The organism is Candidatus Allofournierella excrementavium, from assembly GCF_048526665.1.
Taxonomy (GTDB): Bacteria; Bacillota; Clostridia; order Oscillospirales; family Ruminococcaceae; genus Allofournierella_A; species Allofournierella_A excrementavium.
The window spans coordinates 33,902-53,766 of the sequence record NZ_DBGFPE010000042.1; the positions used below are offsets into that span (position 1 = coordinate 33,902).

At 61.2% G+C, this 19,865-nt stretch carries 21 protein-coding genes and 1 tRNA gene; 7 read left to right on the forward strand and 15 right to left on the reverse strand.

The window, feature by feature from the left end; all coding sequences use genetic code 11:
- Positions 1-8: 8 nt before the first annotated feature.
- The 5 genes from ACMI1Q_RS10115 to ACMI1Q_RS10135 all read right to left on the reverse strand — a co-directional run bounded on the left by ACMI1Q_RS10115 (position 9) and on the right by ACMI1Q_RS10135 (position 4,270).
- The gene (locus ACMI1Q_RS10115) at positions 9-1,202 is read right to left on the reverse strand and encodes an AI-2E family transporter (RefSeq protein WP_330057613.1); all 1,194 of its coding nucleotides are present in this window, start codon (positions 1,200-1,202) and stop codon (positions 9-11) included.
- Between the two features lie 45 nt (positions 1,203-1,247).
- Entirely contained in the window at positions 1,248-1,790 is a 543-nt protein-coding gene (locus ACMI1Q_RS10120; protein WP_330057615.1) for a hypothetical protein, read from the reverse strand.
- A 2-nt stretch (positions 1,791-1,792) separates the two neighbouring features.
- Positions 1,793-2,410, reverse strand: a complete 618-nt coding sequence (locus ACMI1Q_RS10125; protein ID WP_330057617.1) for a J domain-containing protein — start codon at positions 2,408-2,410, stop codon at positions 1,793-1,795.
- Positions 2,411-2,434: 24 nt separating this feature from the next.
- Entirely contained in the window at positions 2,435-3,301 is an 867-nt protein-coding gene (locus ACMI1Q_RS10130) for a DUF5685 family protein (RefSeq protein ID WP_419503677.1), read from the reverse strand.
- A gap of 162 nt (positions 3,302-3,463) precedes the next feature.
- Entirely contained in the window at positions 3,464-4,270 is an 807-nt protein-coding gene (locus ACMI1Q_RS10135) for a polysaccharide deacetylase family protein (RefSeq protein WP_419503678.1), read from the reverse strand.
- 104 nt (positions 4,271-4,374) lie between these two features.
- On the opposite strand from ACMI1Q_RS10135, the gene ACMI1Q_RS10140 reads away from it, so the two are divergent.
- The 3 genes from ACMI1Q_RS10140 to ACMI1Q_RS10150 all read left to right on the forward strand — a co-directional run bounded on the left by ACMI1Q_RS10140 (position 4,375) and on the right by ACMI1Q_RS10150 (position 6,135).
- A complete protein-coding gene (locus tag ACMI1Q_RS10140; RefSeq protein WP_419503679.1) occupies positions 4,375-5,535 on the forward strand; it encodes a DNA recombination protein RmuC in 1,161 nt (386 codons plus the stop codon).
- A gap of 53 nt (positions 5,536-5,588) precedes the next feature.
- Positions 5,589-5,673: transfer RNA gene (locus tag ACMI1Q_RS10145), tRNA-Leu, on the forward strand.
- A 156-nt stretch (positions 5,674-5,829) separates the two neighbouring features.
- Positions 5,830-6,135, forward strand: a complete 306-nt coding sequence (locus tag ACMI1Q_RS10150) for a DUF898 family protein (protein ID WP_330057625.1) — start codon at positions 5,830-5,832, stop codon at positions 6,133-6,135.
- An 88-nt stretch (positions 6,136-6,223) separates the two neighbouring features.
- Here ACMI1Q_RS10150 and ACMI1Q_RS10155 read toward each other — a convergent pair whose 3' ends face one another.
- From ACMI1Q_RS10155 to ACMI1Q_RS10175, 5 genes are all read right to left on the reverse strand, one after another.
- Entirely contained in the window at positions 6,224-7,261 is a 1,038-nt protein-coding gene (locus tag ACMI1Q_RS10155; protein ID WP_330057627.1) for a sugar ABC transporter substrate-binding protein, read from the reverse strand.
- A 64-nt stretch (positions 7,262-7,325) separates the two neighbouring features.
- Complete coding sequence (locus ACMI1Q_RS10160) at positions 7,326-8,333, reverse strand: ABC transporter permease (RefSeq protein WP_330057630.1); 1,008 nt, start codon at positions 8,331-8,333, stop codon at positions 7,326-7,328.
- 12 nt (positions 8,334-8,345) lie between these two features.
- Positions 8,346-9,845: a sugar ABC transporter ATP-binding protein gene (locus ACMI1Q_RS10165; protein WP_419503680.1), complete on the reverse strand. Its 1,500-nt coding sequence runs from the start codon at positions 9,843-9,845 to the stop codon at positions 8,346-8,348.
- A gap of 24 nt (positions 9,846-9,869) precedes the next feature.
- The gene (locus ACMI1Q_RS10170) at positions 9,870-10,790 is read right to left on the reverse strand and encodes a pseudouridine-5'-phosphate glycosidase (RefSeq protein ID WP_330057634.1); all 921 of its coding nucleotides are present in this window, start codon (positions 10,788-10,790) and stop codon (positions 9,870-9,872) included.
- A gap of 62 nt (positions 10,791-10,852) precedes the next feature.
- The gene (locus ACMI1Q_RS10175; protein WP_419503681.1) at positions 10,853-11,929 is read right to left on the reverse strand and encodes a PfkB family carbohydrate kinase; all 1,077 of its coding nucleotides are present in this window, start codon (positions 11,927-11,929) and stop codon (positions 10,853-10,855) included.
- 255 nt (positions 11,930-12,184) lie between these two features.
- Here ACMI1Q_RS10175 and ACMI1Q_RS10180 point away from each other — a divergent pair, with 255 nt between their 5' ends.
- Positions 12,185-13,054 carry an alpha/beta hydrolase gene (locus ACMI1Q_RS10180; protein WP_419503682.1) on the forward strand — a complete coding sequence of 290 codons (870 nt, stop codon included), beginning with the start codon at positions 12,185-12,187 and terminating at the stop codon, positions 13,052-13,054.
- A 91-nt stretch (positions 13,055-13,145) separates the two neighbouring features.
- Here ACMI1Q_RS10180 and ACMI1Q_RS10185 read toward each other — a convergent pair whose 3' ends face one another.
- Together ACMI1Q_RS10185 and ACMI1Q_RS10190 are read right to left on the reverse strand one after the other, a co-directional pair.
- A complete protein-coding gene (locus tag ACMI1Q_RS10185; RefSeq protein ID WP_419503683.1) occupies positions 13,146-14,690 on the reverse strand; it encodes an MFS transporter in 1,545 nt (514 codons plus the stop codon).
- Positions 14,691-14,706: 16 nt separating this feature from the next.
- Complete coding sequence (locus ACMI1Q_RS10190; protein ID WP_394979025.1) at positions 14,707-15,483, reverse strand: SDR family NAD(P)-dependent oxidoreductase; 777 nt, start codon at positions 15,481-15,483, stop codon at positions 14,707-14,709.
- A gap of 200 nt (positions 15,484-15,683) precedes the next feature.
- On the opposite strand from ACMI1Q_RS10190, the gene ACMI1Q_RS10195 reads away from it, so the two are divergent.
- Positions 15,684-16,571, forward strand: coding sequence for a LysR family transcriptional regulator (locus tag ACMI1Q_RS10195; RefSeq protein WP_419503684.1), 888 nt, complete (start codon positions 15,684-15,686; stop codon positions 16,569-16,571).
- A 64-nt stretch (positions 16,572-16,635) separates the two neighbouring features.
- On the opposite strand, the gene ACMI1Q_RS10200 is transcribed toward ACMI1Q_RS10195, so the two are convergent.
- Complete coding sequence (locus tag ACMI1Q_RS10200; protein ID WP_419503685.1) at positions 16,636-17,973, reverse strand: MATE family efflux transporter; 1,338 nt, start codon at positions 17,971-17,973, stop codon at positions 16,636-16,638.
- A 1-nt stretch (position 17,974) separates the two neighbouring features.
- Positions 17,975-18,424, reverse strand: a complete 450-nt coding sequence (locus tag ACMI1Q_RS10205; RefSeq protein WP_419503686.1) for a MarR family winged helix-turn-helix transcriptional regulator — start codon at positions 18,422-18,424, stop codon at positions 17,975-17,977.
- A gap of 155 nt (positions 18,425-18,579) precedes the next feature.
- Between ACMI1Q_RS10205 and ACMI1Q_RS10210 the strand changes: the two genes are divergently transcribed.
- Together ACMI1Q_RS10210 and ACMI1Q_RS10215 are read left to right on the forward strand one after the other, a co-directional pair.
- Positions 18,580-18,849: a hypothetical protein gene (locus ACMI1Q_RS10210; protein ID WP_419503687.1), complete on the forward strand. Its 270-nt coding sequence runs from the start codon at positions 18,580-18,582 to the stop codon at positions 18,847-18,849.
- A gap of 170 nt (positions 18,850-19,019) precedes the next feature.
- Entirely contained in the window at positions 19,020-19,388 is a 369-nt protein-coding gene (locus ACMI1Q_RS10215) for a RidA family protein (protein ID WP_177521153.1), read from the forward strand.
- Between the two features lie 71 nt (positions 19,389-19,459).
- On the opposite strand, the gene ACMI1Q_RS10220 is transcribed toward ACMI1Q_RS10215, so the two are convergent.
- Complete coding sequence (locus tag ACMI1Q_RS10220; protein WP_419503688.1) at positions 19,460-19,843, reverse strand: Fur family transcriptional regulator; 384 nt, start codon at positions 19,841-19,843, stop codon at positions 19,460-19,462.
- Positions 19,844-19,865 lie beyond the last annotated feature (22 nt).

Consider the following 19,865-nt stretch of genomic DNA (forward strand, 5'->3'; position numbering starts at 1 on the left):
GGTTCCTTTCAGGGGCGCACAGGCCCGGCGTTATTCTCTGCGGCCGCTTGCTCTTCGGCAGGCACAGGAGCCTGCGGCAGCGGGTCGCCGTTTTTGTCGATGCCTTTTGCCTTGAGGCGGCGGGCCAGCAGGTCACTGGTGAGCGAGTAGAGCACGGCGAAGGTGGGCACGCCGATGACCATGCCCACAAAGCCGAACAGGCCGCCGCCCACGATGATGGCCACCAGCACCCAGATGGCCGACAGGCCGGTGGAGTCGCCCAGGATCTTGGGGCCCAGGATGTTGCCGTCGAACTGCTGCAAGACCAGAATGAGCACGCCGAACTCGATGGCCACGATGGGGTCCACCATCAGCAGGATCATCACGCTGGGGATGGCGCCGATGAAGGGGCCGAAGAAGGGAATGACATTGGTGACGCCCACCACCACGCTGATGAGCAGCGCGAAGGGCATCTTGAACAGGCTCATCAGGATGAAACAGAGCACGCCGATAATGGCGCTGTCGATCAGCTTGCCGTAGATGAAGCCGTTGAACACCCGGTTGGCATTGCTGCACACAGCCAGCATCCGCCGGGCTTTCTGCAGGGGCAGGAAGGCATAAATGACCTTGCGCATCTGGCCCAGCAGCCGCTGCTTGCCCATGAGCATATACACCGAGGCGATGAAGGCCGTGAGCGCGGACACAAGGCCGCTGCCCACCGCCATGCTGTAATCCAGCAGCTGGGGCATGAAGTCACGCAGAAGGGCGGTTGCCTGCTGCATCAGGTCGGTGTAGGAGAGCATCATGCCCTCGATCAGTTCCTCATCCAGGTCGAAGCGGGTGGATATATCCGCCACAAAGGTGTTGAGGCTGCTCAGATAGGAGTTCAGGTTGTTGCCCAGCACCATCACGCTCTGCACCACCTGGGGCAGAACAAAGCTCAGAAGAACGCCGAACAGGGCGATGGCCAGCAGGTAGCTCACCGCGATGCTCAAGCCGCGCTTCATGGAGAACTTCTCTTCAAAAAAGCGCACGGGGCCGTCCAGCAGATAGGCGACCACGAAACCGCCCACGAAAGGCGAGAGCACCCCCAGCACCCCGCTGATGGCCTGGTGCACCAGGTCCAGATTGGACATGGCCAGATAAAAGGAGATGCCGATGATGACCACCGCGAGGTTGGAAAAGAAGTTCGGGTTGGGTCTCCATCTGTTGTTCTGATTCATTCACACCGATCCTTTTCGTTGGAATTTCCGCAAATATGCCGCAATTCACAAAAAGCGCCGCAGCAGCGGGCGCATGCGCAGGGCATAGGCCCGTATCAGATTGTTCAGCGCCGCGTCGTAGACCCAGAAGCAAACGTTGGCCAGCGCCAGCAGCCCTGCCAGCGCCAGGGGCGCGGTGTGGGCAAATTCCTGCACGATGGCCTGGATGGGCAGGATGTACAGCACCACGCCATAGCAGGCGAACACCAGACCGTTGAACACCACCGTTTTCACCACCGCCCGCAGCCAGCGCCAGGGGATGCGCTGCAGGTAGGCTTTCAAAAGCGGATAGTGCCCCAGCAGGAACACAAAGATGAAGGCGCTCTCCTTGTCGGGCACGAAGAGAACGCTCAAAATCGAAAGGGCGGCGTAGCTCACCCATGCAAGGCGCATGCCGCACTCCATGGCAATGGGCACCAGCAGGATGCCGCCCATGGCAGGGGCGCAGAATGTGGCAAAGGGCAGCACGCTGCCGCCCAGCATCAGTGTCATTGCCAGCGCGCACAGCACGCCGCACAGGGCGATCCGCCCGCTTTTTCTCCGGCGCATGATCAGCACTGGCCGCAGTTGCAGCACATATCCATGCACATCATGGCCGTGCAGATGTCACAACAGCTGCATCCGACCGCGTTTGCCTGGGGACCCGTTCCGTAAGCGCCGTAGGGGTTGCCGGGCATCTGGCCGTTCGCCGTGCTCTGCAGGTTGTGCAGCGCCGCCGCATACTCCCGGTTGGTGGGCGCCAGACGGCAGGCTTCCTGGAAGAAGCGCAGCGCCTCGTTCAGCCAGCCCTTGTAATAATAGGCGCTGCCCATCAAAAAGTTCCACTCGGCGTTGGCGGGGCCGTCGGGCATCGCCTGCAGGCGGGCCAGAGCCTCGTCCACCCTGCCCTGCTGGATCAGTGCCCGTATCTCCGGCAGGCTACCGGGATCGGTCTGCTGCCCATCCTGCCGGGGACCGGTCTCGCCGGTGTGGGCCGGGGCGCCCCGCAGTTCGGCCATGACCTGGTCGAAGGCGGCGTTGATCTCTTCCATCTTTTTCAGCGCGTCCTCTTTCAGAGGGCCGGCCTCGTAATTATCGGGGTTATACTTCTGCGCCAGCGCGCGATAGGCGGCTTTCACTTCGTCCTCGCTCGCGCCGCGCCGCAGGCCCAGCACCTGATATGCGTCCATGTTCGTTTCCTTTCCGCGCCGGCATCACACCAGCGCTGCGTGTTTTTCATGTTTTTGCGGCTGCCCGGCGCGGCGGATGCCGGCAGGCAGGCCCAGGAAGATGATGTTGTCCAGAATGGGGCGGTTGAGCTCCAGCCGCAGCAGATTGTAGCAGCGGGCCACTTCCCCTGCCGCCAGCCGGCACTGAAGAGCGGCCTGCTCGATGGCGGCGGCCCGGTCCAGCCCCATGCGCAGGAACACGTTGTAGCGGCCTTTTTCCTTGTCTTTGTCGTAGTCCTCGGCGGCGTCAAGCCAGTAGAGTATCTTGCCCAGGAACAGGCCCATGCGACTCAGGATATGCGCGTCTTCGGGCCGCACCGCGCATTTTTCCAGAATGGCCGCGGTCATGCGTCCCGTCGGCTCCGCTGCCTCGTCGGGGTTAGCACAGCCCGCCTGCTCCAGCGTTTGCTGGCAGACTGTCTGTTCCGCCAGCAATCTGTCCAGTTCCGGCTGGGCGACGGCGGCCTTTTTGTGGGCCCGGCACAACAGGAATCGAAGCGCGCCCGAGGCAAATCTCCGGGCGAAAGGTTCGTCCTCCAAATCGTCCGCCAGCTTGTACCAGCTCAGCAGCACCAGCGACGCGGCCGCGAGCCGCAGCCCTTGGGTGCCCGCGTGCATGCAGCGACGGCGCAAGGGGTTGGCCATGCAGCGTTTCATGCAGGGGCTGCCCTTTTCGCCGCTGATGCCGTCGGCCAGCAGGGCCACGGTGACCAGGTCATAGTTGAGGAGCATCCGGCTCACGAAGCCGTAGTCCGCTTTCAGCTGCATGCACAGCCCGCAGTAAACGGCACGGTAGCACTCGTACTCCCGCACCTTCATTTCACCTTTGTCGGGGGTGACATAGCCGAACACGCCGCGCGCCCCTTTCCACAAGAAAATGGGCTGACAGCAGCCTGCCTCACCATCCGGCGGGCGGCGCTGTCAACCCTATTATCATACACTATTTTGCCCCTGTTTACAATTCGCCAGCCCTGGCGGGGCCGATAATTCCCAAAAAATTTACAATCGCGGCGCTTATATCTGCCGGTCCAGCTCGTCGATGCGGCAGAAGCGGTAGCCCTGCTCCTTGAACCAGTCGATAATGTCCGGCAGAGCCTCGGCGGTGGTCTTGCGGGTGGCTTTTGTGTCGTGCATCAGCACCACACAGACATTTTTGCCCTCGGCTCCCTTGACCACATTGCGGTAGACGTCGTCGGCGCTGGGGTGACCGCCCGCCGCGTCTTCGGCGCAGACGTTCCAGTCAACATAGCGGTAGCCCTTCTCCCCCGCCTGCTCCACCAGATTCTTCATGATGGAACTGCCGCCGTATTTGTGGCTGACAGTATTGGTGCTGCCGCCGGGGAAACGGATCCAATGCACCGTCTCCAGGTCCACATAGGTTCCTATCTGCTGGCGCAGCTCCTTGATGTCCGCCCAGAAGGCGGTGGTGCTGGCATAGATGGTCTTATAGGAATGGGTACAACTGTGGAGCGCAATCTGGTGGCCCTCCTCCACCGCCCGCTTGATGAGAGGCAGGTGGTCCTTGTTGTTATCTGCCGACACCACAAAAAAGGTGGCGGGCACCCCCTTTTCTTTCAATATATCCAGCACCGTCTCGGTGGTGGAGCTGGGGCCGTCGTCGAAGGTGAGGAACACCCGCTTTTCCCCGTCTTCCTCTGCCAGAGCCTGGGCAGACACGAAGGTGGTCGCCTCCAGGTCCGACTGACGGCACACCGGCTGAGCGCGCTGCACCGCCCACAGCATGGCGCTGACCGCCCCCGCGCAGCAGGCGCACCAGACCAGCACCCAGAGCCTGCGTTTTCGTTTCAGAGAGTTTCCCATATCATCTCGCCGCCTTCTGTAATGTTGATTTGCCCCGGCAAACCACGTATACTTATAGCTATGAAGTCAGGGGTCAGGTTATCCCCCTTTGCAAGGAGAAAATGATGGAAATTGTGACTTTGGTTCTGGCGGGGCTGGCCTGCGTGCTGAGCCTCGCCAATCTGCTTCGCCGCCCGCGGGGGCTGTCCGGCGAGGACCTGGAAAAGGTGCGGCAGGACCTGCTGGCCGAGATACGCCAGACGCGGCAGGAACTTTCCGGCAGCGTGGCCTCCGGGCTGCAGGCCAGCAACGTGCAGACCGAGCAGAAGCTGGAGAGTATCCGCACCACCATGGAGGTGCGCCTGAACGCCATGCAGGCAGTGACCGACCGGCGGCTGGGCGAGATGCGCCAGACGGTGGACGAGAAGCTGCAAAAGACGCTGGAGGACCGGCTGCAGAAGAGTTTCGGCCTTGTGAGCCAGCAGCTGGAGCTGGTGTATAAAGGGCTGGGCGAGATGCGCACACTGGCCGCGGGCGTGGGCGATCTGAAAAAGGTGCTGAGCAACGTCAAGACCCGGGGCATTCTGGGCGAGGTGCAGCTGGGGGCCATTCTGGAGCAGCTGCTGGCCCCCGGGCAGTACGCCGAGAACGTGGCCACCGTGCCGGGCAGCGCCGAGCGGGTGGAGTTCGCGGTCAAGCTGCCGGGCGACGGCGACGGCCCGGTGTGGCTGCCCATTGACGCGAAGTTCCCCCAGGATGCCTACGCCGCACTGCTGGCGGCCTACGACACGGCGGACAAGGCCGCGGTGGAATTGGCGGCCAAGGAACTGGACAAGCGGGTGCGCGGCTTCGGCAAGGACATCCACGACAAATACCTCGCCCCCGGCCACACCACCGATTTCGGGGTGATGTTCCTGCCGGTGGAGGGGCTTTACGCTGAGGTGGTGCGCCGGGGCACCGCCGAGCGGCTGCAGCGGGAATACAAGATCGTGGTGGCGGGTCCCACCACCATGGCAGCGTTGCTGAACAGCCTGCAGATGGGCTTCAAGACGCTGGCCATTCAGAAGCGCAGCAGCGAGGTGTGGAAGGTGCTGGGCAGCGTGAAGGCCGAGTTCGACACCTTTGGCCAGGCGCTGGCGCAGGCGCAGAACCGGCTGAATCAGGCCAGCAGCGAACTGGAAAATCTGGTGGGCGTGCGCACCCGGCAGATCCAGCGCAAGCTGCAGCAGGTGACCCTTCTGCCCGGCGAAGAGGAAACCTCCGGCGAACAGAATTCTGGGTATTGACTTCGCCAGCATCCTATGGTAGAATACTTTTTGCGGAATTTCCCGCCTGATACGCGAGGGTGGCGGAACCGGCAGACGCGCACGTTTGAGGTGCGTGTGGTATATACCATGGGGGTTCAAGTCCCCTCCCTCGCACCAAAATCGCCGCAAGCGGTCAAACGCTTGCGGCGCTTTTTTGTTGTTCGCTGCTCGTCCTTTTCCCCTGCTTGATTGACAATCCGTTGCCAGTATACTACATTAAAAGCGGCGGCAGACAAAAGCCGACAGACACCAGACAAACAGGGGGGATCGTTCATGAACGACTCGTATTTTGACGGCGGCCTGCTGCAGCTGATCGGCTGGCGGCTGCTGGGCACGCTCATCACCGTATGCACCTGCGGCATCTGCTATCCCTGGGCCGTGTGCATGGTATATGGCTGGGAGACCAAACACACCGTTGTGAACGGCCACCGCCTCACCTTTGACGGCAGCGCCGTTCAGCTGTTCGGGAACTGGATCAAGTGGTTCTTCCTCACCATCATCACCCTTGGCATCTATGGGTTCTGGCTGGGCATCGCCCTGCGCAAATGGAAAGCCAAACACACCCATTTTGCCAATTGAGTATTTACTGCACAAAAGGGCCCCCTTCTTCCCGAAGGGGGCCCTTTCAGTTATGCCTTTTCAGATATGCCGGAAGAAAAACGCAGGATCAGAGATACTCGTTGATGTTTTCAGGAGTGATGCGAACGATGGGATACACGTACTGCTTCTGGTCGTTGAGTTCGTCGTCGTACTCACCAGCGCAGACATAGAACTGCAGTTCCATGGCGTTGGTGGAGTAGGTGCCGGTGGCGCGGATCAGGCTCTCGTTGTTCACAGAGGCCTGGATGCGGTTGGCCAGCTCGCTGTCCCAGTCGCCGGAGAAGATGCCGAAGTGCTCGCGGTCGATCTGGGAGTAGCCCATGGCGGTCACGTCAGCGGCCAGGGCCAGGGAGGCGAAGTGGCACAGGACCACCTTGGTATCGGGGTATTCCAGCATCATCATATCGATGGCGTTCTGGGCCTCGACGGGGTCTTCCGCGCTGAGCTCATAGCTGCGGACCACGTTGATCTTGGGGTTGTTGGCGATGGTATCCATGCCTTCGTCGCGCTTGATGTTCTCCGCGTCGGTGGGCAGCTTGATGATAACAGCGTCGATGGAGCCGTCCTCTGCGTCAGGGAAGGTCGCGTCCACCCAGTCGGAAGCGTTCTGGGCGATGGCTTCGCCGATCTGGTACTGGTCGGCCACAGTCACAGAGTCATAAGCGTCCAGGTTGTCGGGCGCCATGGCGAACATGTTGATGTTGATGCCTTTCTCGCGCAGGCGGACGCAGACGTCCTCAATGGCATCGGGGTCCAGCGCGCAGGTGATGATGTCGGTGGCACCCATGGTCTCGCAGTTTTCCAGCTGGGTGACCTGGGTGGCGGAGTTGAAGTCATAGGACACAACATCCACCTGCCAGCCTTCGGCCTCGGCCTGGGCCTTCATCACGTCGGCCATGGTGGTGTAGAAGTCGATGCTCAGGGTGGGCCAGACGATGCTCAGCACGTGCTGTTCCGGCTCCGAGGTCTCAGAGGCGCCCGAGGCGGGGGTGGACCCGGAGGTGGCGGAGGTGACAGTGGACGAGGGCGCACCGCCGCAAGCCACCAGCGAGAAGGCCAGCGTGCAGGCGATGAGCAGCGAAATTGCCTTGCGCAGTTTTTTCATTTCGAACTCTCCTTTTCTGATCGTGTTTTTTGGCATATAAACAGAACCTTTTTCCAAGGTTTGCTTACTGGGTGACCGGGCTTTCTTCCTCAGCGCCGGGCAGCTTGTCCACAATGATCTTGCGGTGATTGTACTGATACACGTCAACGCCGATGGCCACCAGCATGATGATGCCCTTGGCCACATACTGGAGGTAGACGCCCCAGCCGCCAAGCTGCATGCCGTTGCCCAGGATGGCCATGATGAGGATGCCGGCCACCACGCCGGAAAGCCGGCCTTCACCGCCGCGGGCACTGACGCCGCCCAGCAGGATGCCGGTGATGACGGTGAACTCGGTGCCGGGGCCCACGCCGGACTGCGCGGTGCCCACACGGGCGACCAGCATGATGGAGGACAGGCCCACAAAGATGCCGGCGATGGCGCCGATCATCATTTTGGCGGCGGTGACGCTGATGCCGGCCAGGCGCGCGGCGTCCTCGTTGCCGCCCAGGGCGTAGATGTAGGTGCCCCAATAGGTCTTGGTGAGGAAGATGCTCATGATGACCACCAGCACCAGCGTGAGGATGACCGCAAAGGGGATGCTGCCGATGTAGCCCTGGCTGATGAACTTGAACGAATCGCTGAACCCGCTGAGGGTCTTGGAGCCGGAGACCGTGTAGGAGATGCCCTGATAGAGCATGGAGGTGCTGACGGTCACCATCAGAAGGGTGATGCGCAGCTTCACCGCGAGGATCATGTTGAGCTCGCAGAGCACAACGCCCATCAGGATGCCGGCCAGCAGCAGCACCCAGACCGGCGGGTCAAAATACTTGACCAGGATGCCCAGCGAAACGCCGATGAGAGACATCTGATAGCCCACCGACAGATCGATCTGCCCGGCCATCATGATGAAGGTGATGCCGATGGAGCAGACGATGACGTAGGCGTTCTGGTTGAGGATGTTGATGATGTTCTGCAGGCTGAAAAAGTTGCTGGAGCTGAACGAAAAGATCACGGCCACCACAAGGAGGATGAACCATGGCATGTTGTTGCGTACCAACCGGACCAGGCGGTCTTTCATATTCACATTCATTTCTCTTCCTCCTCAGTGCTGTATGCCGGACGCATATTCCAGTATCTTCTGCTGATCGAAGTCCTTCTTTTCCAGTTCACCGGTTATCCGTCCTTCATGAAGCACCACGATGCGGTCTGACATGCCGATCAGTTCCTCCATCTCGGAAGAGATCATGATGATGGAAATGCCGCGCTCCACCATCTCGTTGATGATCTGGTATATCTCCTGTTTCACACCCACGTCGATGCCGCGGGTGGGCTCGTCAAAGATGACGACGTCGGTGTCCAGCGCCAGGACCTTGGCCAGCGCCACCTTCTGCTGGTTGCCGCCCGACAGGTTGCGCACCAGCTGTTCCATGGTGGGCGCCTTGATGCGGAACCGGTCCGACATGCTTTTCATCACGTTCTCCAGCGCAGCTTTGTTGGTAAACGAGAGTTTTGAATAGCGGCGCAGCGCGGAAATGGTGATGTTCCAGGAAATGGGGAAATCCAGGAAAACGCCCTCGGTCTTGCGGTTCTCCGAGATATAGCCCACGCCCGCGTTCAGCGCGTCCCGGGGCGCACGGAAGTCCACCGGCTCGCCCTTGAGCTTGATGGTGCCCGACTCCTTGTGGGTCACGCCGTAGATGACTTTTGCCAGTTCGGTGCGCCCCGCGCCCACCAGCCCGGCAAGGCCCAGCACCTCGCCTTTGTGAAGCGTCAGGCTGATGTCGGTGTCGCCGTTGCCGGTGAGGTGCTCCACCTCCAGGACCGGCGGACCGATCTGCGTGCTGCGCGACGGGTAATCCTCCACCAGCTCCCGGCCGACCATGGCGCGGATGATCTCCTTGCGGGTCATGCCCTCCATGGGGCAGGTCTTGACATGGCAGCCATCCCGCAGGATGGTGATGCTGTCGGCCAGTTCAAAGACCTCCTCCATGCGGTGGGAGATGTAGATGATGGTGACCCCCTGTTTTTTCAGCTTGAGGATGATGTCGAACAGGCGGCGCACCTCGGCGATGGCCAGCGTGGCGCTGGGCTCGTCCATGATGAGGACCTTGATGTTCTGGGAAAGGGCGCGGGCGATCTCCACGATCTGCTGCTGCGCCACGGAAAGATTGCCTACCATGGCGTCCACGGGGATGGACACTCCCAGAGACTCGAAGATCTCCTTGGTGCGCCGGCGCATCTCCTTGAGGTCGAACATGAACCTGCCGCCTACCCTCTTGCCCAGGAACACGTTCTGGGTCACCGAGAGGGACGGCACATTGTTGAACTCCTGATAAATAACGCCGATGCCCAGTTCCATGGCGCGGGCCGGCGTCAGGTGCTCATAGCTTTTGCCATCGATCCAGATGCTGCCCTTTTCAGGGTGGATGGCGCCGCTGATGACCTTGATGAGGGTGGACTTTCCCGCGCCGTTTTCGCCCATCAGGGCATGGACCTGCCCCTTCTTCACCTCGAAGGAAACATCGTTCAGGGCACAGACGCCGGGATAGACCTTGGTAACGCCTTCTATTTTCAGTATCGTGTCGTTATGCTGGTTGTCCATGGTTCACCTTCTTTTCTGCGCGTCTCAGTTCCCGGCGAGGCATTTGGCCGTTTGGGCCGCCAGGCGGGCGTTGTTGAACACCAGCTGGATGTTGGCGTCCAGGCTGTCGCCTCCGGTGATGTCCTTGATGCGGCCCAGCAGGAACGGGGTGATCTCTTTGCCGTGGATGCCCTTGGCGTTGGCCTCGTCAACAGCTTCGGAGATGGCCTTGTTGATGACGTCGGGGTCCATGGAATACTCTTCGGGGATGGGGTTGGTCACCAGGATGCCGGACTCTACGCCCAGCTCGGCGCTGGTGCGGAACAGTTCGGCCAGCTCCTCGGGAGAGTCCACCCGGTAGTCCACCTTGAAGCCGGACTTTCTGGTGTAGAAGGCGGGCAGTTCCTCCGTGCCGTAGCCGATGACGGGCACGCCGTGGGTCTCCAGGTATTCCAGAGTGAGCCCCAGGTCGAGGATGGACTTGGCGCCGGCGCAGACCACCATGACGGGGGTGCGGGCCAGCTCTTCCAGGTCGGCGGAGATGTCCATGGTGGTCTCGGCGCCCCGGTGCACGCCGCCAATGCCGCCGGTGGCGAACACCTTGATGCCGGCCATGTGGGCGATCATCATGGTGGTGGTCACGGTGGTGGCGCCGTCCGCCTTGCGGGCCACGAGCATGGCCAGGTCGCGGCGGCTGGCTTTGGCAACACGAGGCCCGGACTTGCCCAGATACTCGATCTCCTCCGGGGTACAGCCCGCTTTCAGCCGGCCGTTGATGATGCAGATGGTCGCCGGAACAGCGCCGTTGTCACGGATGACCTTTTCCACGGCAAGGGCGGTCTGCACATTCTGAGGATACGGCATCCCGTGGGAAATGATCGTGGACTCCAGCGCCACCACAGGCTTGCCCGCGGCAAGTGCTTCGGCGACCTCCGGGGATACATCAAGATGTTTGTTCAGTTCCATACTCATGACCTCCTCCAAAGAATTTTATATGCGGCACGATGATTTTTATCGGGTCGGTTTTTTCAGGCCAGACGGCTCCTTATGGCGTCCACGCTCATCTCAGGGTTGATGGTCTCACTGCCCTCCAGGGCAATGGAGGACGCCGCCAGGCCGGCATAAGCGCTCTGCTCCAGGTCCATCCCTTCCATATACGCCCAGGCGAGGGCCGCCATGAAGGCGTCGCCGCAGCCGGTGGCGTTGACCATGGAGCCGGGGATGCTGGGCAGATGCAGGCCCCGGTCCTGATTGGCGGCGAACACGCCGCCGGCCCCCAGGGAGATAAAGACCTGCCGCAGCCCGGTTTTCAGCAGCACGTTGGCCGCCCGGCGCAGGCTGCGCTCGTCGGTGATGGGCACGCCGCTGAGCAGTTCCGCTTCGATGCGGTTGGGCTTGATGGTGTGAAGCTTGCCCAGCACGGGGCGCAGCTTTTCCGCTTTTGCGGTGGAGACCGGGTCGGCAAAGACAGGCACTTCCACATGCTCCACCAGCCAGGCGATGGACTCGGCGGGGATGTTGGTATCCACCACCAGCAGCTTTGCGTTGTTGAAAAGGGACAGCTTTGAAGCAAGAAAGGCCGGGGTGAGATGGGAATAGATGTCCATGTCGGAGATGGCCAGTTTCATGTCACCGTCGGGCCCGGAGATGAAGAGGTAGGTGGAAGTGATCGCATCGGCCACCCGGAGGGACCGGCTGATGTCGATGCCCATTTCGCCGCAGGTTGAGACGATTTTTTGGGCATAAAAATCTCCGCCCAGCACGGTGACCATGCGGACGTCCAACCCCATCAGGGCCATGTTATGGGCGATGTTGCGGCCGACGCCGCCCAGGCTTATGCGCACCCGGCCGGGGTTGGAATCGGCAGACACCAGCTGCGCGTGGGAGATGCCGCCGATGTCCATGTTCACGCCGCCCACCACAACGACATAGGAGGCCGGAGAAACGATGTAGCCTTTGCCTGTGATGTAGCCCTTTTTCATCAGATTTGAAATATGCACCGCCGCCGAAGAGCGGGTGATCCCGGCTTTTTCGGCCAGCTCCTGCTGGGAGATAAACGGATTCTCTTCGATCCATCGGAGGATCTGACGCTCTCGCTGGGTCATCCTGTCACCTCCACAATAAATGTTTAGCTAACGTAGCACTTGTTTAGAAAATTATACAACGAAATGCACAATCGGTCAAGAAATTTGCATAAAAGTCCATGCAATTTATATAACTTTTTATCACTTTTCCCCGAAAAACGGCGGAATGAAGCGTTGCAAAGGGATTTTTCGTGTGATATGATGGATGCAACATCCGGACTGTTTTCGGCCTCAAACACACAACGCCGGGACGGCATAGACAAGGAGGAATTTTTCATGCCGCGCATCCAAGTGGACTACTACTCCTTTTCCCTGAACATGAACACCCACGGCACCGTCATCCTGCCCCAGACGGGCAAGGATTTTTTGTCCGGCGGGGTGCGGAGGAACAAGGACGGCAAGATCCCCGTTCTCTGGCTTCTTCACGGTTTCGGCGACGATTCCACCAGCTGGGAGCGCTACACCCACGTGGAGCGCTACGCTCTGGCCCGCGGCATCGCTGTTGTGATGCCCGGCGTGCTCAGCCAGTGTTTTTACAGCAACATGGTCAAGGGTCTGCCCTACTTTGACCACATTGCCAACGAGGTGCCCGCGCTGTTCCGGGAGATGTTCCCCCAGCTCTCGGACGCGCCGGAGGACAACTTCATCGCCGGTCTTTCCATGGGCGGATACGGCGCACTGAAGATCGGCCTGACCTACCCTGAGCGGTACACCGCCATCGGCTGCTTCTCCGCCGGGAACCTGCTGGAGATCGGCTCCATCCTCCCCCCCACGGTGGAGGAGGCTCCCCTTTTCATGCGCCCCATGTACGGCGTGGCGCGCAACGCCTTCGGCACCGAAAAAATGGCCGACGCCCTGGGCACCGAGCACGATGTGAAGCACCTGCTCGACGCGGCCCTCGACGCCGGCAAGGCTCTGCCGCAGATCAAGATGTACTGCGGCACGGAGGATTTTGTGCTGCCGCTTTCCGATTCCATGGCACAGCACATCGCCGCCCGCGGGCTTACTGCCCCGGCCTTCACCTACGAAAAAGGGCCCGGGACCCATCACTGGGACTTCTGGGACCATTATCTGCCGGTGTTCATGGACGCGTGCGGCCTCACCTCCATGCTGGAAGCCTCGCAGGTCACCGACGTCACCGGCTGAACTGCCATTTCAGCTTTGCACGCAAAACGCCCCGCCTCCCTCCGGAAATTCCGGCGGGAGGCGGGGCTTCGTTCGTTTATGAGAGGAAAGCTCAGTTTTTGGCTGCCTGCCGGCTGCTGCGCGCCATCAGAGAGAAGATCAGGGTGATGGCCGCCAGCACGCCCAGCACGCAGAAGGTGTTGAACATGGCGCCGGCGTAGGCCGAGCGCAGGTTCTCCACAAACTGTGTGAACAGCGTCTGGCCCTGCTCGCTCAGGCCGGCCATGGCCTTTTCCACGGCAGTGGGGTCGGTGAGCAAAGTCGTGCCCATGTAGCCATTCAGCTCCTCCGCGGAGAGGAAGGCGTCCAGTCCTTCGGGCACCACATCGGTCAGTCCGCGGGCAAAGGAGGTGTTCAGCACCATGCCAGCGATGGACAGGCCGATGGTGCCGCTCATGGACTGCAGGAACTGGATGGCGCTGGTGCCCTCGCCCACCAGGGACTCCGGCAGCTCGTTCTGCGCATGCAGCGTGTAGACCATGGAATAGGTGGTGGTGCCCAGGCCGGAGAGCAGCACGCCCAGGATGAGCCAGACCATGTCGGCGGGCGAGCGGGTGAGGCCCATCAGGAAGTTGGATGCGGCATAGACCACCGAGGTGGTCACCAGCACCAGCTTGATGCGCCCGGTCTTGCCGATGAACGCGCCCACCGCGTAGCCCAGGGCCAGCTGCACCACAGATTTCAGCGCGGTAATGGCGCCGGACATGGTGGCGTTCATCCCTGCCAGCGCCTGGCACAGCATGGGCAGGTAGGAGCCCACCGCATAGAGGGTGGGCCCGATGAGCACCACGCCCAGGATCACCAGCACGAATTCACGGTTGCGGAACAGCGCGGGAGAGAGCACCGGATGCTCGCAGCGGTTGATGTGCCGCACGAACAGCACCAGCGACACGAGGAACACCGCCAGCGACCCCAGCACCTGCACCGAGACCCAGCTGTAGGTCTGCCCGCCCCAGGAGAAGAACATCACGATGGCGATGGTCAGCACCGAGAGCAGCAGGGTGCCGGCCCAGTCCAGACCGCCCGCCGGGTCCTTGGGGCGAAGGTTGGGCATTTTGAGCAGCAGCACTGCCAGCACCACCGCCGTCAGCGGCACGGACAGATAGAAGGTCAGCCGCCAGCCCAGCAGGTCGCCGATGGCGCCGCCGGCCAGAGGAGCCACCACGAACACCACGCCGGTGAGGGTCCCGTAAAAGCCCATGGCCTTGGCGCGGCCCTGTTCGTCCAGCGATTCGCCGAAAAAGGCCAGCACATTGCCCAGGATGCAGCCCTTGCCGACGCCCTGCACGCCGCGCATCACCACATGGAACATCATGCTGCCCGCAAGGCCCGCCAGCAGGGAGGACACTCCGTAGACCAGCACGCCGGCCACGATGATGTATTTCCGTCCGCTTTTGTTGCCCAGCATGGAGGTGATGGGCAGGGCCAGGGTGTTGCACAGGAAGGTCAGCGTGTACATGAAGGCATACAGATCGGTGCTGCCCAGCTCGGCCACGATGCCCGGCCCCACGATGGAACTCATGGCGTCGATGAACAGGATCTCAAGCAGGCCCAGGAAGAGGGCCAGCATGGTCCAGCGCTTGTTTTTTTCGTTCATTCCCGTTCCCCCTTTTTCACAGTTCCAGCTCCAGCGCGTCTTTGAACCGCTCGCCGCCGTCGATGGTCAGATCGGAGCCGGTGACATACTTGGCCTCGTCGCTGGCCAGATACAAAACGCCGTAGGCGATGTCGTTGGGCTCGCCAATGTGGCCCAGGCAGGTCTTTTCCTCACAGGACTTGAGCACCTTGGGGTAATCACAGATGATCTTGGTCATGGGGGTCACGATGGTGCCCGGGATGATGGTGTTGACGCGGATGTTGTCCTTGCCCAGGTCCACGGCGGCGGCGCGGGTCATGGAGACCACAGCGCCCTTGGTCAGCGTGTAGGCGTTGAATTCCACGCCCACCACCGCGGCCAGCGAGGACACGTTCACGATGGAACCGCCGCCGGCCTTCTTCATCACCGGCACCACCGTTTTGATGCCCGCAAAGGAGCCCCAGGCGTTGATGCCCATGATGCGGTCAAAGGCTTCCCGGTCGGTCTTGTCATAGTTGACGCCCCGGGAACCCACGCCCGCGTTGTTCACAAGGATGTCCACCGTGCCGAACGTTTCCACGGCCTGCTTCACCACCTGCTGCCAGTTCTCTTCGCTGGCCACATCCAGGTGCACGCCCAGCGCCATGCCGGGGAAATCCGCGTTGATGGCGTCCACGGTCTCTTTCAGTGCGTCCTCCGCCATGTCCGCTGCCACCACTTTTGCGCCCTCTTTGGCGAACAGATACGCTTCGGCCGCGCCCTGCCCCATGGCCGCGCCCGTGATGATAGCCACCTTGTTTTCCAGCCGTTTCATACTTCCTCATCCTTCCGTTTTTTGTTTTTGCGCTTTGGCTTTCAGCGCTGTTTTCATTGTACACATCCCCACCGCCAAAATGGAAATACGGGTTTGCGATGCAAACGGCAAAGGCATAAAAGAAAACTATGTTTGCTTTTTCACAAACAGCTTACAAGACAAGCCGGTTTTTGCTATACTGAGTGTCAGGGGGTGTGGGCATGACCATTTTGCAGCTTCAATACTTTCAGGCGGTGTATGAATACCGCAACATGACGAGAGCGGCCAACGCACTGTATGTTTCGCAGCCGTCGGTCTCCACTGCCATTCAGGAGCTGGAGGACGAGTTCAGCGTCAAGCTGTTCCTGCGCACCAAGCCGCTGCAGCCCACTCAGGCCGGGCAGCATCTTGCCCAGCTGGCGGGCCCGCTGCTGAACGGGTTTGAAGACATCTCCCGCCAGATGCGCAGTATCGGCAGCCAGCGCTCGCCCCTGCGGGTGGGCATTTCCATCATCGTGCAGCAGCTGGTGCAGCGGATGTTCGCCGGCGGCTTTGACATGTCCCGCGAGTCTCTCGCATTTTTGGGGTTTTACGGCTGCGATTATCTGATGCAGTCGGTGCGGGACGGACTTCTGGACCTTGCCATCATCTCCTCGGTGGACAGCCGGGACCTGGAGGAATTCTGCGTTTACGACCTGGCCAGTTTCGATGTGGTACTGTACACCCGCCGGGACGACCCCTTGTGCAGTTTCAGCACCCTGGACCCCCGTCAACTGCAGCAGGTGCCGCTGGCCGCCTTCACCGAATATCCCATGAGCCGCTCAGAGTTCGGCGAGATGATGAGCATCCTGCTCAACAACGTCTGGCCGGAGAACATCCTGTTTTTCTCCACAGATCTGAACGGCATCGGTCAGGCCATCCGGGAGGGACGGGCTTCCTGCGTGCTGTTGCAGGGACTGTTCGACAATGACCCGGAGATCCGCGCCATCCCCCTTGAGACCAACCGGCGCACCCACTTTTCGGTGATATGGCGCAAGGACCATCTTCTGCGCCCGGAGGAGGAGGCTTTTCTGCGCGAGACCGAGGCTCACCTGCGCAAATTGGAGTAAAATCGCATCAAAAAAGCCGCGCCCGCAAGCAGCAGCTTGCAGGCGCGGCTCTTTTTTTATTTTCTCACGCGGCCATGAGATTTGCCTCGTCCCGGCAGCGCCAGAGGAACGCCCCGGCCACCAGGGCGGCCATGCATTCCGCCGCGACGCTGGCGGCCCAGATGCCGTCCACCTGCCAGAACAGCGGCAGGATCAGCACCGCCGCCACCTGGAACAGCAGGGTGCGCAGAAAGGAGATGATTGCCGACACAAGGCCGTTGTTCAGCGCGGTGAAGAAGGCCGAGCCGAAGATGGCAAAGCCGGTGAACAGGAAGGAGAAGGCAAAAATGCCGAAGGCGCGCACCGTGAGCTCATAGAGCGCCTGGTCGTAGCCCACGAACAGGCGGGACAGCGGCTGCGCCAGCCCCAGGGCCGCCGCGAACATCGCCAGGGCGAACACGCTTATCAGCCCCAGGCTGCGGCGCAAAATGCCCTTGACCTCTGCGGCGTTCCGCGCACCGTAGTGATAGCTGATGACCGGCGCAGTGCCCACGGAATAGCCCAGGAACACCGCCTGGAAGATAAGGCTGACATACATCAGCACACCGTAGGCGGCCACACCGTCCTCCCCTGCCATGGCCAGCAGCTGCAGATTGTAGAGCATGCTCACCAGCGGGATGGAAATGTTGCTCATCAGCTCGGAGGAGCCGTTGGCGCACACCTTGACCAGCGCCCGGGGTTCCATGCGCGTGCGGCCCAGGCGGAGCAGGCTGCGGTTTGGCAGCGCAAAATAGACCAGCGGGATGAGCCCGCCCACGCACTGGCTGATGGCCGTGGCCGCCGCCGCGCCCTGGATGCCCCAGGGCAGCACCGCCACGAACAGCGCGTCCAGCACCATGTTGGTGAGCCCCGCCGCCACCGTGACATACAGCCCGAGGGCGGGCTTGCCTGCCGTGGGGAACAGGCACTGGAATTCATATTGCAGGATGTACATGGGGTTTGCCAGCAGGATGATGCGGCCGTAGAGCACGCAGTTTTCCAGCAGCTGGCCCTCGGCCCCCAGCAGCACCAGCAGCGGGCGAAGCAGCAGAAGGCCCGCTGCCGCCAGCACCACGCCCAGCCCCGCCGAGGCATACACCACCAGCGAGAACAGCCGCCCGGCCTTCTCTTTGTCCCCTTCGCCCAGGGTCTTGGCGATCAACGCGCCGCCGCCCGTGCCGAACATGAAGCCCACCGCGCCCAGTATCATCAGAAAAGGCATGATGAAATTCACCGCGGTGAAGGCGTTTTTGCCCACAAAGTTGGAGACGAAGAACCCGTCCACCACGCCGTAGATGGAGGTGAACACCAGCATGATCATGGAGGGGAAGGTCAGGCGCAGAAGTTTTTTGCATGTGAAATGGTCAGAGAATCGTATCCGCATGTTATACCTTTCTTTCCAGCTGTGCCGTCCTTTCCTTGAGATCGGCGAGATACCGCTCCGTCAGGCGCAGATAGGTCTCCACTTCCTCTTCGGACCAGCACGCGAATATGTCTTTTTCGATCCGGAGGATGCGCATGGCCGTCGCTTCCGCCACCGTCTGGCCGTGGGCAGTCAGATGTGCGTTTTTGGCCCGGCCGCCGTCCTTTTCCAGATAGAGCACATCCGCCTCTTCCAGCTTGCGGATCGCGGAGTTCATGGTCTGCTTGCTCAGGCCAGAGCGCCGGCGGATGGTGCGCAGCGGGCAGCTGCCCCCATTGTCACAGATCGCGTACAGCACCTTCATGGCGCTGTCTGGATAGCCCATCTTTAAGCTGAGCTCATGGTAGGCAGCTTCGGTCTCGCCGAGGAGGTAATTGAACCGGTTCAGCTTTTCCTGGGTGGTCCTGATCATTCTCCGCCCCCCTTTGGTCCGAAATCGTACTTGCCATTTTAGTACGATTTCGGACGTTTGTCAAGCCGGTTCTTTTGTGAAATATCCCGCGGGCATGGGGCATACTAAAAGCGGGGCGATGGGCCCCGCTTGAAAAAGAAAGGAAGGAACGATCTATGGACCACGAATACCATGAAACTCATCACGAGGACCAGAACGCCGTGACCGAAGTGGGCGTGCCCGACCCTCACCAGCCCGGCTGCCGCCCACCCCGGGCGGAGGGCCTTGTGACCGAGGCCGACGCCTTTTACGAGGGGCTGGGCATGGGCGCCTATTTCCCCTCGGTGTTCGGGGGCGCTGCCCCCGAGCAGCGCAAGCCTGTCGGACCCGATGAGTGCGGCCCGGACCAGCGCGGCTGCGGCTGCCAGAGCGAGCCTGCGGAGTGACGCGCGCAGGGCTGCCCCGCTCAAAAACGGGGCGGCCCTGCAATTTTTTTCGCATCGTGCAAAAAAGGTTGATTTCACAGACGGGTCTGTTATAATAAAGATAAAGACGGCCTTTTCACAAAAAAGGCCTCTCCTTTGAACGACGGAATACTGCAAGGAGGTCATACAAGATGAAAGTTATCGAGACCAGCAAGGCGCCCGGCGCCATCGGCCCCTATTCTCAGGGTTTTGAGGTGAACGGCTTCGTATTCACCAGCGGCCAGATCCCCGTGGACCCCTCCACCGGCAACGTGCCCGAGGGCATCGCTGCGCAGGCTGAGTGGAGCTGCAAGAACGTGGGCGCCATTCTGGAGGCTGCCGGCGTGGGCTTTGAGAACGTGGTCAAGACCACCTGCTTCCTGGCTGACATGGGCGACTTTGCCGCTTTCAACGAAGTGTACGCCAAGTACTTCGTTTCCAAGCCCGCCCGCAGCTGCGTGGCTGTGAAGGCCCTGCCGAAGGGCGTTCTGTGCGAGATCGAGGCCATCGCCGAGAAGTAAGCCGGACTGTTTCGGACATAGAAAATCCCCGCCTGTTTGCCAAAACAAACAGGCGGGGATTTCTTTATGCGTCAGGAACCGCTCGCCTCGCGGCAGGCGCTGCACACCCCATACAGAGTGAGCGCATAGCCCTCGATGGCAAGTTCCGGCCGGCTGGCGATCATCTCGTTCAGCGGCGTTTTGTCCAGCTGAACGTCCTCCACCCGGCCGCACCGGGTGCAGAACATATGGTCGTGATCGGCCAGGGTGCGGTCAAACCGGTCAGCCTGACCGGGAACGCTCACCCGGCGCACACGCCCGGCCTCCACAAGGCCGTTCAGGTTGCGGTACACCGTGCCCAGGCTCAGGCCGGGGCAGTCGTCCCGCACGGCGGTATAGATCTCGTCGGCGGTGGGGTGATCGCAGCGGCTCTGCACCTGCCGCATCACCAGCTCCCGCTGCCGTGAATAGCGCATGGTCTTTTCCCTCCTGTTCTCG

Excerpts from the sequence above, each read along its gene's own strand:
- ACMI1Q_RS10125 (WP_330057617.1), bottom strand. The coding sequence starts at position 2,410 with ATGGACGCATATCAGGTGCTGGGCCTGCGGCGCGGCGCGAGCGAGGAC.
- ACMI1Q_RS10135 (WP_419503678.1), bottom strand. The coding sequence starts at position 4,270 with ATGGGAAACTCTCTGAAACGAAAACGCAGGCTCTGGGTGCTGGTCTGG.
- ACMI1Q_RS10220 (WP_419503688.1), bottom strand. The coding sequence starts at position 19,843 with ATGCGCTATTCACGGCAGCGGGAGCTGGTGATGCGGCAGGTGCAGAGC.
- ACMI1Q_RS10200 (WP_419503685.1), bottom strand. The coding sequence starts at position 17,973 with ATGCGGATACGATTCTCTGACCATTTCACATGCAAAAAACTTCTGCGC.
- ACMI1Q_RS10120 (WP_330057615.1), bottom strand. The coding sequence starts at position 1,790 with ATGCGCCGGAGAAAAAGCGGGCGGATCGCCCTGTGCGGCGTGCTGTGC.
- ACMI1Q_RS10115 (WP_330057613.1), bottom strand. The coding sequence starts at position 1,202 with ATGAATCAGAACAACAGATGGAGACCCAACCCGAACTTCTTTTCCAAC.
- ACMI1Q_RS10210 (WP_419503687.1), top strand. The coding sequence starts at position 18,580 with ATGGACCACGAATACCATGAAACTCATCACGAGGACCAGAACGCCGTG.
- ACMI1Q_RS10165 (WP_419503680.1), bottom strand. The coding sequence starts at position 9,845 with ATGGACAACCAGCATAACGACACGATACTGAAAATAGAAGGCGTTACC.
- ACMI1Q_RS10195 (WP_419503684.1), top strand. The coding sequence starts at position 15,684 with ATGACCATTTTGCAGCTTCAATACTTTCAGGCGGTGTATGAATACCGC.
- ACMI1Q_RS10185 (WP_419503683.1), bottom strand. The coding sequence starts at position 14,690 with ATGAACGAAAAAAACAAGCGCTGGACCATGCTGGCCCTCTTCCTGGGC.
- ACMI1Q_RS10170 (WP_330057634.1), bottom strand. The coding sequence starts at position 10,790 with ATGGAACTGAACAAACATCTTGATGTATCCCCGGAGGTCGCCGAAGCA.
- ACMI1Q_RS10175 (WP_419503681.1), bottom strand. The coding sequence starts at position 11,929 with ATGACCCAGCGAGAGCGTCAGATCCTCCGATGGATCGAAGAGAATCCG.
- ACMI1Q_RS10205 (WP_419503686.1), bottom strand. The coding sequence starts at position 18,424 with ATGATCAGGACCACCCAGGAAAAGCTGAACCGGTTCAATTACCTCCTC.
- ACMI1Q_RS10150 (WP_330057625.1), top strand. The coding sequence starts at position 5,830 with ATGAACGACTCGTATTTTGACGGCGGCCTGCTGCAGCTGATCGGCTGG.
- ACMI1Q_RS10155 (WP_330057627.1), bottom strand. The coding sequence starts at position 7,261 with ATGAAAAAACTGCGCAAGGCAATTTCGCTGCTCATCGCCTGCACGCTG.
- ACMI1Q_RS10160 (WP_330057630.1), bottom strand. The coding sequence starts at position 8,333 with ATGAATGTGAATATGAAAGACCGCCTGGTCCGGTTGGTACGCAACAAC.
- ACMI1Q_RS10180 (WP_419503682.1), top strand. The coding sequence starts at position 12,185 with ATGCCGCGCATCCAAGTGGACTACTACTCCTTTTCCCTGAACATGAAC.
- ACMI1Q_RS10140 (WP_419503679.1), top strand. The coding sequence starts at position 4,375 with ATGGAAATTGTGACTTTGGTTCTGGCGGGGCTGGCCTGCGTGCTGAGC.
- ACMI1Q_RS10190 (WP_394979025.1), bottom strand. The coding sequence starts at position 15,483 with ATGAAACGGCTGGAAAACAAGGTGGCTATCATCACGGGCGCGGCCATG.
- ACMI1Q_RS10215 (WP_177521153.1), top strand. The coding sequence starts at position 19,020 with ATGAAAGTTATCGAGACCAGCAAGGCGCCCGGCGCCATCGGCCCCTAT.